The 12,522-nt window shown below is 34.8% G+C and carries 13 protein-coding genes and 2 tRNA genes; 6 read left to right on the top strand and 9 right to left on the bottom strand.

Annotation, left to right across the window (positions count from 1 at the left end; translation table 11 throughout):
- Position 1 precedes the first annotated feature (1 nt).
- The gene (locus BSU00_RS09345; protein ID WP_105004131.1) at positions 2–3,115 is read right to left on the bottom strand and encodes a DUF2723 domain-containing protein; all 3,114 of its coding nucleotides are present in this window, start codon (positions 3,113–3,115) and stop codon (positions 2–4) included.
- Positions 3,116–3,284: 169 nt separating this feature from the next.
- Between BSU00_RS09345 and BSU00_RS09340 the strand changes: the two genes are divergently transcribed.
- A tRNA-Gln gene (locus tag BSU00_RS09340) sits at positions 3,285–3,355 on the top strand.
- A 91-nt stretch (positions 3,356–3,446) separates the two neighbouring features.
- Positions 3,447–3,517, top strand: a tRNA-Gln gene (locus BSU00_RS09335).
- A gap of 15 nt (positions 3,518–3,532) precedes the next feature.
- On the opposite strand, the gene BSU00_RS09330 is transcribed toward BSU00_RS09335, so the two are convergent.
- Entirely contained in the window at positions 3,533–3,886 is a 354-nt protein-coding gene (locus BSU00_RS09330) for an arsenate reductase family protein (RefSeq protein ID WP_105004130.1), read from the bottom strand.
- Between the two features lie 47 nt (positions 3,887–3,933).
- Between BSU00_RS09330 and BSU00_RS09325 the strand changes: the two genes are divergently transcribed.
- Together BSU00_RS09325 and BSU00_RS09320 are read left to right on the top strand one after the other, a co-directional pair.
- On the top strand, positions 3,934–4,389 hold the full coding sequence (locus tag BSU00_RS09325) for a DinB family protein (protein ID WP_105004129.1): 456 nt from the start codon (positions 3,934–3,936) through the stop codon (positions 4,387–4,389).
- A 36-nt stretch (positions 4,390–4,425) separates the two neighbouring features.
- Positions 4,426–5,580 (top strand): cystathionine gamma-synthase, encoded by a 1,155-nt coding sequence (locus BSU00_RS09320; protein ID WP_105004128.1) that lies wholly within the window; start codon positions 4,426–4,428, stop codon positions 5,578–5,580.
- A 62-nt stretch (positions 5,581–5,642) separates the two neighbouring features.
- Here BSU00_RS09320 and BSU00_RS09315 read toward each other — a convergent pair whose 3' ends face one another.
- The 4 genes from BSU00_RS09315 to panB form a co-directional block, all read right to left on the bottom strand.
- A complete protein-coding gene (locus BSU00_RS09315) occupies positions 5,643–6,257 on the bottom strand; it encodes a hypothetical protein (protein ID WP_105004127.1) in 615 nt (204 codons plus the stop codon).
- Positions 6,258–6,283: 26 nt separating this feature from the next.
- Positions 6,284–6,589: a TM2 domain-containing protein gene (locus tag BSU00_RS09310; protein ID WP_105004126.1), complete on the bottom strand. Its 306-nt coding sequence runs from the start codon at positions 6,587–6,589 to the stop codon at positions 6,284–6,286.
- Between the two features lie 143 nt (positions 6,590–6,732).
- Entirely contained in the window at positions 6,733–7,671 is a 939-nt protein-coding gene (locus BSU00_RS09305) for a 2-hydroxyacid dehydrogenase (protein WP_105004125.1), read from the bottom strand.
- A gap of 15 nt (positions 7,672–7,686) precedes the next feature.
- Positions 7,687–8,505, bottom strand: coding sequence for a 3-methyl-2-oxobutanoate hydroxymethyltransferase (panB, locus tag BSU00_RS09300; protein WP_105004124.1), 819 nt, complete (start codon positions 8,503–8,505; stop codon positions 7,687–7,689).
- 187 nt (positions 8,506–8,692) lie between these two features.
- Between panB and BSU00_RS09295 the strand changes: the two genes are divergently transcribed.
- Together BSU00_RS09295 and BSU00_RS09285 are read left to right on the top strand one after the other, a co-directional pair.
- The gene (locus BSU00_RS09295) at positions 8,693–9,292 is read left to right on the top strand and encodes a sigma-70 family RNA polymerase sigma factor (RefSeq protein WP_233188683.1); all 600 of its coding nucleotides are present in this window, start codon (positions 8,693–8,695) and stop codon (positions 9,290–9,292) included.
- Positions 9,293–9,604: 312 nt separating this feature from the next.
- Positions 9,605–10,246: an O-methyltransferase gene (locus BSU00_RS09285; protein ID WP_105004122.1), complete on the top strand. Its 642-nt coding sequence runs from the start codon at positions 9,605–9,607 to the stop codon at positions 10,244–10,246.
- 5 nt (positions 10,247–10,251) lie between these two features.
- On the opposite strand, the gene BSU00_RS09280 is transcribed toward BSU00_RS09285, so the two are convergent.
- The 3 genes from BSU00_RS09280 to atpD form a co-directional block, all read right to left on the bottom strand.
- A complete protein-coding gene (locus BSU00_RS09280) occupies positions 10,252–10,533 on the bottom strand; it encodes a twin-arginine translocase TatA/TatE family subunit (protein ID WP_199176781.1) in 282 nt (93 codons plus the stop codon).
- A 91-nt stretch (positions 10,534–10,624) separates the two neighbouring features.
- Entirely contained in the window at positions 10,625–10,918 is a 294-nt protein-coding gene (locus BSU00_RS09275; RefSeq protein WP_105004121.1) for a F0F1 ATP synthase subunit epsilon, read from the bottom strand.
- Positions 10,919–10,986: 68 nt separating this feature from the next.
- A complete protein-coding gene (gene atpD, locus BSU00_RS09270) occupies positions 10,987–12,498 on the bottom strand; it encodes a F0F1 ATP synthase subunit beta (protein WP_105004120.1) in 1,512 nt (503 codons plus the stop codon).
- Between the last annotated feature and the right edge of the window lie 24 nt (positions 12,499–12,522).

Genomic DNA, 12,522 nt, shown 5'->3' with positions numbered 1-12,522 from the left:
ATTACGGTTTGATGGAATCCATTTCTTCGTCTGAAATAATTTCCTCTTCAGGAATTTCATATCCTGAAATTTGCATGTACTTCATGAAGTCTCGATAAGCCTCTTGACCGTAGGCTACCTCTGTATCGTATTGAAGAATTTGACGAATAATATTTTCGTACATATATAAGTTCGTGTCGATATTATCCTCTATTAAACTTATATCAACGGCATTAAATTGGCTGTAATATGCCAAGTTTTGTTGTATTATTTTAACTAGCGTTTTAGTCGTTTCTCTTGCTTTATTTACGTCGCCTATTTTATAGTACATTTCTGGATATTCCAACGATAAACTAAAGTGTCCGAAATCTTCTATTGGCATTTTGTATAGCGATAAATCTAGAACATCTTTGGCGGTAACAGAATCGTTTTGTTCTAAAAACTTTTCCGATAAACGCATAAGATTGTTACGCAATGAAATTGCATTTTGTTTGCTTTGCGCATCTAGATATATTTTTCCGTTATTGATAGTTTTCCAATCTAATTTTTTAATGTTTGCATACATTTTTTCAGGATCTATTCTTCCCATATCAAAAATAGACTTTCCTTTGTTAGAGGTTTTAATAGGAACGAGTTTATAAGACATGCCATCCAATTGTAAGTAATCTTTTAGCCATATGTATTCCTCGTCGGCATTGGCACCACCTGTAAAGTATATGGGGCGTTTCCAGTCAAAATTATTAAGGATATCTAACATCAGAATACGATTTTTGGCAATTCCTTGTCCGTCTATGGTAATATCGATATAGTCTACCATTTTATCTGCATCTTTGGGAGCTACAATTCCTGATGCAATTGCATTCTTTTTGTTTACTGGAATTCGAATTTTATTGGATGGATAAAATTTTTCCTTAGCACCATCACCTGTATCTAAATAGGTAGCATCGTTGTCACTTGCAATCCATCGCATAAAATCCTTTATATCAAGAATGGAGTCTTTTAATGGTGGAATTGGGTAGTAATATGCTACGTCTAGCGTACCGTACTTGTATTGGTCATGTGTTAATTTAGAGGGTATTGGGTCTGCTTCATAGGTTTTCTTTTTCATTTGATCAATATACCAATCGGTTTGAAATAAACTGGTATTTACAATCTTGATGTCTCGTCGTACACCCTCTACTTGTTGCATATACCACAAGGGGAATGTGTCGTTATCTCCAATGGTAAAAATTATGGCATTTGGGTCGCAACTTTCTAGATAGGTTTGTGCGTTTAATTGCGCTAAATATCTATCTCCTCGATCATGATCATCCCAATTTTGGAATCCCATTAGTAAAGGAACCGTAACAAGTGATACTGCTGACACCGCAATAGCAACTGCTTTTTTACTAGTGTATTTCTTAAAGTATTCGTAAAGTGAAAGCACACCAAAACCTATCCAAATAGCAAAAACGTAAAAAGAGCCAACAACGGCATAATCTCGTTCTCTTGGTTCAAATGGTTTTGGGTTGGTATAAAATATAATTGCGAAACCTGTAAAGGCAAAGAATAAAAATAACGTGTAGAGGTTTTTCTTGTCTCTATTCCATTGGAAAACTAACCCTAAAATCCCTAAAAGTAACGGAAAAAAGAAGTAGGTGTTTCGGCCTTTATTGTGCTTTACGTGGTCTGGTAAATTTTTCTGTGGACCCAAACGCATTTCATCAATAAAAGTAATACCGCTTAACCAATTACCGTTTTCAATGTCTAAATGTCCTTGAATATCGTTTTGACGACCCACAAAATTCCACATGAAATAGCGACCGTACATATACCCAAATTGATAGTCTAGCATAAATTTAATATTCTCAAAAAAGGTAGGTCTTCGTTGGCTTCGTGCAGGTATTCCTGCGATTTTTTTATAATTTTCTTGCGATCCTGGATCTACCATTCTCGGAATAAATCCTTTGTGTTTACTAGCGTAGTTTGGGAGAACATTTTTGTAGCGGTTCACGATGACGTATTTACCGTCCTTTTTCTCGTATTTTGGCTTATCGTCTTTGTAGGGCGTTTCGGTATCTTGTTCTCTGTTGTATATAAACGAATAATACTTATCGTAAAAGACATTTGCATCGCCGTACTGCTCTCGGTTGTAATACGCTAATAGTTCGCGGGCACTAGATGGATTATTTTCATTTATAATAGTATCGGCATTGGCTCGAATAGGCAACATTAACCAAGAGGAAAATCCTATCATGATGAACAAAACAGAAAGTACCAGTGTATTGGCAGTAACTAGGTTTTTTGTGCGAGTGTAGCGCAATCCAAAATAAAAAAGTCCAATTAAAATAATACCGGCTATAATGGTTCCTGAGTTGTAGGGTAATCCAATTTGATTGATGAAAAATAGTTCAGAGACACTAAAAAACTTTAAGGTAAAAGGGAATAAAAACTTAAATACAAAAGTTAACACTAAAATAGAAACTAGTGTAGCGATAGCGGTAGTCTTTAGGGTGATATTCTTATACGTTTTAAAGAAATATACCATTACGATAGATGGAATCACCAGGAGGGATAAAATATGTACTCCAAACGATAGCCCAACTACAAAACTAATGATGACCAACCATTTATTTCCTCTCGGTGAAGAAAGTTCTGCCTCCCATTTAAGTCCTAGCCAAAAAAGGATAGCCATTAGAAATGAAGACATGGCGTAAACTTCGCCCTCCACAGCACTAAACCAAAAACTGTCTGAAAATGTATATGCTAAGGCGCCAACAAGACCACTTCCCAAGATTGTGATGGTTTGGTTGTCACTGAGTTTTTGATCGGTAACCAACATTTTCTTTGCTAAGTTGGTAATGGTCCAGAATAAAAATAAAATAGTAAAAGCACTAGCAAGGCCAGACATGAAATTTACCATGTAAGCTAAATTACTTGGATCATTGCTAAACATCGCAAAAAACGCTCCCAGCATTTGAAATAAGGGTGCTCCGGGAGGATGACCTACTTCTAAATTTACCGCTGTAGATATATATTCACCACAATCCCAAGAACTTACTGTAGGTTCTAGGGTTAGCGTATACGTAATTAAAGCTACGACAAAAGAAAACCATCCTAAAATAGTATTCCATTTTTTATAGTTAATGTTATTCATGAAATTTTTATAAGTTGTTGCGAATTTACTAATTACTAGCGTTTTTTAACCTAACAAAAATAAATTTTTGAATTGTTTTACGGAATAAAGTTATGTTAAAAGAAAAAAAACACAAAAAACATTTGTCAAAATAATTTTATCCTCTATATTTGCACTCGCAAAAAGCAATTGGCCTATGGTGTAATGGTAACACACCGGTTTTTGGTACCGATATTCAAGGTTCGAGTCCTTGTAGGCCAACAAAATCCTTACTATATGTAAGGATTTTTTTTATTTTAAATGTTTTTGTATGCGAAATTATAAAGTTTTATATTTGCATAATTACGCATTTTGGCCCATGGTGTAATGGTAACACACCGGTTTTTGGTGCCGTTATTCTAGGTTCGAGTCCTAGTGGGCCAACAGAAAACCCTCAGGCTACTGCCTAAGGGTTTTTTCTTTTATATCGTCTATAGTCTTTTTACTATTTCCAATAAAAATCGCATTATCAACCATAAATACAGGGCGTTTTAAGAACGTGTATTCTTGTAAAATATACTTTTTGTAGTCTAATTCTGTTAATTCTTTATTTTTCAGATCTAGTTCGCGGTAAAGTTTGGCTCTCTTGTTGAATAGAGCTTCATAGCTACCAGCTAGGGAATACATTTCCTCCAATTGGTTTACAGTGATAGGATTTGTTTTGATTTCTATTTTTTCGAAATTTTCGGTATCGATTTCTTTTAAAATTTTTCTACACGTATCACAAGTTTGTAAAAAATATACTTTCTTCATTGTATCTAAATCTTTAATAATATATTTGAGCTAAATTAAAGAGAAATATGAATATACAACTAGAGGTATTGCAAAAATCTAGACAGTTAATCCTAGAGCTTATAAACGATTTGACATTGGAACAAATTCACACAATACCAGAAGGCTTTACTAATAATATAGCTTGGAATGTTGCTCATTTAGTGGTGACACAACAGTTACTTCACTATAAACTAAGTGGGTTACCATGCCTTATTCCAGAGGATTTAATAGAAAATTATCGCAAAGGAACGAAACCCGAAAAATCTTTTACTGAGGAGGAATTTTTAGAAGTTAAAGAACTTCTAATAGGGTTACCAGGTACTTTAAAAGAAGATTATGCTGCGGGATTATTTCAAAACTACACAGAATATCCAACGAGTACAGGATATGTTTTGAGTTCTTTTGAAAAAGCAGTAGCATTCAATAATCTCCACGAGGGGATTCATTTAGGAGTTATAATGGCTTTGAAAAAGTTAGTATAATCTTTCGTAATTTTGTAAAAGATAAAAGCTTTTAGAATGAAATTTAATACAAAAACAATACATGGAGGTCAGTCTCATGAAGCCGCAACAGGTTCTGTAATGCCTCCAATATTTCAAACCTCTACTTATGCACAATCTAGTCCGGGAAAGCACAAAGGATATGAATATTCACGTGCACAAAACCCAACAAGAACAGCTTTAGAAAATGCATTTGCTGCAATAGAAAACGGAACGCATGGTTTTGCTTTTTCTTCAGGGCTCTCTGCTATTGATTGCGTTTTGCGATTGCTAAACCCTGGTGATGAAATTATCGCTGGAGATGATTTGTACGGAGGAACGTATCGAATGTTTACACGTTTGTTTCAAAAATACGGATTGCAATTTACGTTTGTAGACATGACCAATACAGATACGGTAACCGAAGCACTCACTGAAAAGACAAGGCTTATTTGGATGGAAACACCAACCAACCCTTTAATGAAGATTGCAGATATTGCAGCTATAACCAAAACGGTTAAAGCATATAACACGGATATTTTAGTGGCGGTAGACAATACTTTTTCTACACCATATATCCAACGTCCTCTAGATTTAGGCGCCGATATTGTAATGCATTCTGCTACCAAGTATTTAGGAGGACACTCTGATTTGGTAATGGGGGCCTTAATGGTAAAAGATAAAAAATTAGGCGAAAATTTACATTTTATTCAGTTTGCAGGAGGTGCTATTGCAGGTCCAATGGATTCTTTTTTAGCATTAAGGGGAGTGAAAACACTTCATTTAAGAATGCAACGTCACAGTGAAAATGGAAATGCTGTAGCAAACTTTTTAGTAGGTCACCCCAAAGTAGGAGAAGTGTATTACCCTGGATTGGCAAATCATGAGAATCATGAGGTAGCAAAAAAACAAATGGATCATTTCGGAGGTATGGTTTCTTTCCGCTTAAAAGACGAAAGCCAGCGAGCAGCATTTACTTTTCTGGAAAATACAAAGGTATTTACTCTTGCAGAATCGCTTGGTGGTGTGGAAAGTTTGGTGAATCATCCTAATACCATGACCCATGCATCTATACCGGAACCAGAACGATTAAAAATAGGAATTACAGATTCGTTAATTCGTTTGAGTGTTGGAGTAGAAGATATAGAGGATTTACTTGCCGATTTAACACAAGCCTTGGAAAAGGTATCCTAATTTATGCTCTTACCGAGCAGTAGTAAAAACTAAAAATGGAGCTGTATTAGCTCCATTTTAGTTTACTTTTTTCCAAACAATCGTTGGAAGAAATTTTTGGTTTTTGCGACAGTTTCTTTGCTTTCTTCTTGCATTTCTTTAGTTAGCTTACTCGCACTATTCGAAACATCTTTTCCTACCTCAGATGCTTTTTCGGATACATCCCCTATAGTGTCTTTTGCACTTTCCGCGTAGTCTTTAAGTTTCGATTTTATTTTTTGAGCTTCCTCACTTTCGAGTGCTTCTGTAATTTTCTGTTTCGCGCTTTCAGATAGTTCACTAAATTTCTCCTTTACTTGTTTTGCCTCCTCACTATCTAATACCTCATTTACTTTTTCTTTAACACTTGAGGCTAATTCTGAGACAGAATCTTGTATTTTTTTAGATTCCTCCGAATCTAATAGTTCTTCGATTTTTTCTTTGGTATCCTCTACGAAATCTGCAATTTTTTCGCCAGCTTCTCCAGCTATTTCGGATGCTTTTTCAGAAGTTGTATCATAGGTGTTTTTTACTTCCTCTACAATCTCATCCATCTGGGAAGTATTGTTTTCCAATTGTTCCTCATTTCCCTGTGCAGAATTCTTAACGGTTTCATCGTTAGTTTTTGCACTGTCGTTTTTCATATTTTCTTCAGCCATATTTATTTTAATTTAATTTTCCTTATTTAAAACCAACTCTTGCGATTGGTTTGGTAGGTATCGATAAATTCTTCATCGGATTTAGTCAGGTAAACTATACCTTCTACAAAACCAATAAGAATCGGAATGTATATCGTGAACGCCCCTATTATGACACAGGTTAGTGCCATGGAGATTACTGTCATGCTTAATAAAATGATGCCTTCTGTGTTGTAATTAAGAACAAACTTATGTACGCCTAAATACCCCAGTAAAATTCCAGAAATCCCTGCGATTATTCTTTTGCTTTTTTCTTTCTGAATAGGGTTTCCATCTTGATCAATAATTTCCATACCTTTTATTTAAATTCACTCTAAATTTATGAATTATTTATCAAAATTAGCCCATATAAATCACTTTAATAAACCAAGTGAAAATCATTAGAGTACTTCGTCTTATTTTTCAAGGTAATACTTAACTTGAAAAGTTGGAAGGTTTAACAAAAATGATATTTAATTTTGTCTACGATTGTCTGCGCTAGTCTTTGCTTGCTTTCTACTGTCCATCCTGCTATGTGAGGAGATAGTAAAACATTCTCTGCCTTGATAAGGTATGCAAAAGCTTTGGGAATAGTACCTTCACCAAATAGATTTTCAAATGATTTTTTTTCGTATTCAAGTACGTCTAATCCAGCGCCAAGAATTCTTCCGTTTTGTAGAGCTTGTACCAAATCTTTGGTAATTACAGAGGTGCCTCTAGCGGTATTTAACAACCATATTTTTTTGTGAAACTTGTTGATAAATTCGGTATTTACCATGCCTATGGTTTCTGGAGTTTGTGGTGTGTGTAGACTAACAATATCTGCGGACTCTTGAAATGTATCTAAAGATACTTGCTTGCAATTTTCATCACCTACATTTTGTTTGATATCGTAACAGATAGTTTGTACATCAAAGCCACGCAGTTTTTTCGCGAAAGCTTTTCCCATGTTACCATAACCAATTATACCCACGGTTTTTCCATCCAATTCAATTCCTCTATTTTCCTCTCGTAACCATTTGCCATTTCGCACTTCGTTATCTGCTTTATTCAATTTGTTGAATAAGGAAAGCAACATTCCTAAACTATGTTCGCCAACAGCATTCCTATTTCCTTCAGGAGCAGATATTAGTGTAATGCCTTTTTGCTTAGCGTAGTTGCAGTCTATATTTTCGAGACCGGCGCCAACTCTTCCTATAAATTTTAAATTTGTAGCTTTTGCTAGGAAGTCTTTATCAATGGTAAATCTACTCCTTATTATGATACCATCATAGTACTGAATTTGTTTTTCGATTTCAGATTTTGGTGCTTTATAATTTATATCGTTATCAAACCCTAAGTTTGACAGCTGATCTATCAAAAGACTATGATTACTATCTAAATGAAGTATTTTCATGGGTAAAGCGGGTGATTAATATTGCTCTTTCTCACTAGGAAAATTCTTGCTTTTAACATCGGATATGTATTGCTGAAATGCGTTAGTCATTTCACTGTATAAATCAAGATATCGTCTTAAAAATCTTGGACTGAATTCATGAGTCATTCCTATCATATCGTGTGTAACTAAAACCTGACCATCCACGCCTGCACCTGCGCCAATTCCAATAACAGGTATGGTTAAACTGGCGGCAACTTCTGCTGCTAAACCAGCTGGTACTTTTTCAAGAACAAGTGCAAAACATCCAAGTTTCTCTAGAAGTAGGGCATCTTCTTTTAATTTTTTTGCTTCTTCCTCTTCCTTAGCTCTCACCGTGTAAGTTCCGAATTTATAAATAGATTGTGGCGTTAAGCCTAAATGCCCCATCACTGGAATTCCAGCGGTTAAAATTCGCGATATAGATTCCGATATTTCACTCCCACCTTCTAGTTTTACAGCATGTCCTCCAGATTCTTTCATAATCCGTATTGCAGATTCCAACGCATTCTTTGAATTTCCTTGATAGGTTCCAAAAGGAAGGTCAACCACCACCAGTGCTCTGTATATTGCACGAATTACGGAGCTAGCATGGTATATCATTTGGTCTAACGTAATTGGTAAGGTTGTTTCGTGACCTGCCATAACATTTGATGCAGAATCTCCAACAAGAATTACATCTATTCCTGCACCATCTACTATTTTTGCCATCGTATAATCGTAGGCGGTAAGCATAGAAATTTTTTCTTTTGTCGCCTTCATTTCTATCAATGATTTAACAGTAACTCTTTTGTATTCTTTTTTTGCAGTTGACATGTTACACGTTTTTTTTGTAAAAATACTCAATTTATTCGTATAAACTTTATTCATTTTTCTCCCTATTTGTAAAGTTTAATTTTAGTAATTTTACACTCTAATTTTTTTGCCGAGGAAATAATTTCTATTATTTGGTTTTAAATTTTAGTTTTTTCTTTTATTATTGGAAGTACCCTCTAAATAAAAGATGTTTTCTGTAATTAACATAAAAGTGATGAACCCCTCCAATAACCTCAATATATTACAACCTGATACATGGGTAGATGCATATGCAGATTATTTATACAACTATGCAGTTGCAAGGGTAAATAATGAAGCTATTGCGAAAGATTTGGTTCAGGAGACATTTTTTGCGGGTTTAAAATCTGCTAAAAATTTTAAGGGAATTGCTACGGAGCGTACTTGGTTGGTTTCTATTCTAAAGAGAAAAGTTATCGATTATTATCGAAAAATTAACTCTAAAAAGGGGCAAGCTGAAATACGAATGAATTTCTTCGATAATGGAGACGAAGATGGAAATTGGTTGGAAGATCGTGTTCCTAATTCTTGGAGTAATGATACCGATCATTCTATAGAAAATGAGGAACTAAAATCACAACTTGAAAAATGTATCGATAGTTTACCTGAAAAATATGCTATGGTTTTCAGAATGAAAACAATACAAGAGTTTTCTACTGAAGAAATTTGTAAGGAACTAAATATAACAACGTCCAATCTTTGGGTTATCGTTCACCGTGCCAGAACGCAACTACGAAATTGTATGGAAAAGAATTGGTTTAATAGTTAATGTATGTTTTCAATATTTAAAATTACTTGTGACGAAGCCACAACAATTTGTGACAAAGCACAATATAACGAAGCAACACTCTTTGAAAAGTTGAAGCTGAATTTGCATATTATGCAATGTAAGTATTGTAAACTGTATTCTAAGCAAAATAGTTTTTTGAGTAAACTATACAAAGGGAACGCATTGGATTGTAAGAGTAGAAAATATTCTTTAGAGCAAGAAGAAAAACAAGCACTTAAAGAAAGAATGAAGAAATTTCTATAGTTTTTATTTTCCGATATATTCACGCACAGCTTATCTATTTTTATTATCATGAATTTTTTACCAGAAGCTATTGACGATTACGTACTACAACACTCGCAAAAAGAACCCCTTTTGTTACAGGAGTTGAATAAAGAAACTTGGCAAAAGGTACTAAATCCTAGAATGCTAAGTGGTGCTTTTCAAGGTCGGGTGCTTTCAATGTTGTCGAAACTAATTCGGCCAACATCCATCTTAGAAATTGGAACCTACACAGGATATTCGGCATTATGTCTTGCCGAAGGGTTATCCGCAACTGGAACATTGCATACTATAGATAAAAATGAAGAACTAGAAACCCTACAAAACAAATACTTCGAGAAATCTGGGTATAGGAATCAAATAACACAACATTTTGGTAATGCTTTAGATATTATCCCCACGCTTCAAACTTCTTTTGATTTGGTGTTTATTGATGCCGATAAAGGAAATTACGTGAACTACTTTCATAGCATCATTTCAAAAATTAATAGTGGAGGTGTTATCATTTCAGATAATGTATTGTGGAGTGGAAAAGTTGTTGCAGATTTAGATCCTAGAGATACGGATACAAAGGTGCTCTTAGAATACAATAATTTGTTGCAAAAAGACAGCCGTTTAGAGACTGTTCTATTGCCAATCAGAGATGGGTTAACGATTAGTAGAGTGAAGTAAGTGTTTTAACGATTGCGTTTTATAGGTCCTGTTAAATCATCAATATTATCTTTCACCTGATTTATTTCTTCGTTAATATCTTTAACAATATCTGTTTCGATACCTTGTGATTTTGCACTATCGTTTATTTCTCTTTTGATATCGTTTGTAGCGTCTTTTATTTGTCGCATACCTTTACCAAGACCTCGCGCAATTTCCGGTATTTTATCGGCGCCAAATAGCATTACTACGAGTAATATAATAACAAATATTTCTGGGCCTCCTATAAATAAAAACGATATAATCATAATTGGTACAAAGATAAATAAATTGTGAGTATGTTTAAAAATAAAAAGCCAAACGTTTATAGTTTGGCTTTTTAGTTTCGTAAATAAGTAATTAATCTGCGAGAATGATTACTTTGTTGTCTTTCATTTCAACTGTTCCAGAATTTACTTTTAAAGTTAAAACTTTATCATCTGCTGGTAGTTTCTCTATTTTACCGTGTAAATCATCAAAAGACAAATGATCTTGGCTATGTACATGAACCTTAATAGTACCTTTCTCAAGTACAGATACAATAGGTGCATGGTTATTTAACATTTGAAATTCTCCTTCTACACCTGGTACCGTTACCGAATCAACTTCAGATGAAAATAAAATAGCTTCTGGTGTTACAATTTCTAAAAACATATTTTTAATTTTTAATTTTTAGTTTTTATTACGAAGTATAGCTAACCATAATAAAAACTTAAAATTGATTACGCTTCCGCTAACATCTTTTCACCAGCATCAATAGCATCTTGTATTGATCCTTTTAAGTTGAATGCTGCTTCTGGATATTTATCTAAATCACCATCCATAATCATGTTGAATCCTTTGATAGTATCCTTGATGTCAACTAATACACCTGGAATACCTGTAAACTGCTCAGCCACGTGGAATGGTTGTGATAAGAAGCGTTGTACACGACGCGCTCTATGTACTACCAATTTATCTTCTTCAGATAATTCTTCCATACCTAGAATAGCAATAATATCTTGTAATTCTTTGTAACGTTGTAATAATTCTTTCACTTTTTGTGCACAATCGTAATGCTCATCTCCAAGAATATCTGGCGTTAAAATTCTCGATGTAGAATCTAACGGGTCAACTGCAGGGTAAATACCAAGTTCTGCAATTTTACGCGATAATACTGTTGTAGCATCTAAGTGAGCGAAGGTTGTTGCTGGTGCTGGATCTGTTAAATCATCTGCTGGTACATATACCGCTTGAACCGAAGTAATCGATCCTTTTTTGGTAGAGGTAATACGTTCCTGCATGGCACCCATCTCGGTTGCTAGTGTTGGTTGGTATCCAACAGCTGAAGGCATACGTCCTAATAAGGCAGATACCTCAGAACCTGCTTGTGTAAAACGGAAGATATTATCCACGAAGAATAATACGTCTTTTCCTTGTGCTTCTCCTGCACCATCACGGAAATATTCTGCTATTGTAAGACCAGATAAGGCAACACGTGCACGTGCCCCTGGTGGCTCGTTCATTTGTCCAAAAACGAATGTTGCTTTAGACTCTCGCATTCCTGGTTTATCTACCTTTGATAAATCCCATCCGCCTTCTTCCATAGAATGCATAAAGTCATCACCATATTTGATAATTCCTGATTCTAACATCTCTCTAAGTAAGTCATTTCCTTCACGAGTTCTTTCTCCAACTCCAGCAAATACAGACAATCCACCGTGCCCTTTTGCGATGTTGTTAATTAATTCCTGAATTAATACCGTTTTCCCAACTCCTGCTCCTCCAAATAATCCAATCTTACCACCTTTAGAATATGGTTCAATTAAGTCGATTACTTTAATTCCAGTATACAATACCTCTGTTGAGGTTGATAAGTCTTCAAATTTTGGTGCCTGACGGTGAATCGGTAAACCTGCTTTTCCAGTTTTAGGCAAATCTCCTAAACCGTCAATTGCATCACCAGTTACATTAAATAAACGTCCATATATATCGTTACCTATAGGCATTTGGATTGGGTTACCTGTAGCAAGTACTTCTTGCCCTCTTTGTAAACCATCCGTTGCATCCATAGAGATAGTACGAACTGTATTTTCACCAATATGTTGTTGCACCTCTAAAACAAGAATCGATCCATCTGCTTTTTTAATTTCTAAGGAATCGTAGATTTTTGGCAATTCAACGTTTTCTGTATTAAACTCAACATCGATAACTGGACCAATAATTTGAGAAACTTTACCTTTTATTGTAGACATTACTATGTGTAATTAAAGTTATTT

This window comes from Tenacibaculum sp. SG-28 (genome assembly GCF_002954385.1).
Taxonomy (GTDB): domain Bacteria; phylum Bacteroidota; class Bacteroidia; order Flavobacteriales; family Flavobacteriaceae; genus Polaribacter.
The sequence above is the reverse complement of the archived record's forward strand: the minus strand, read 5'-3'. Positions and strand labels throughout refer to the sequence as shown.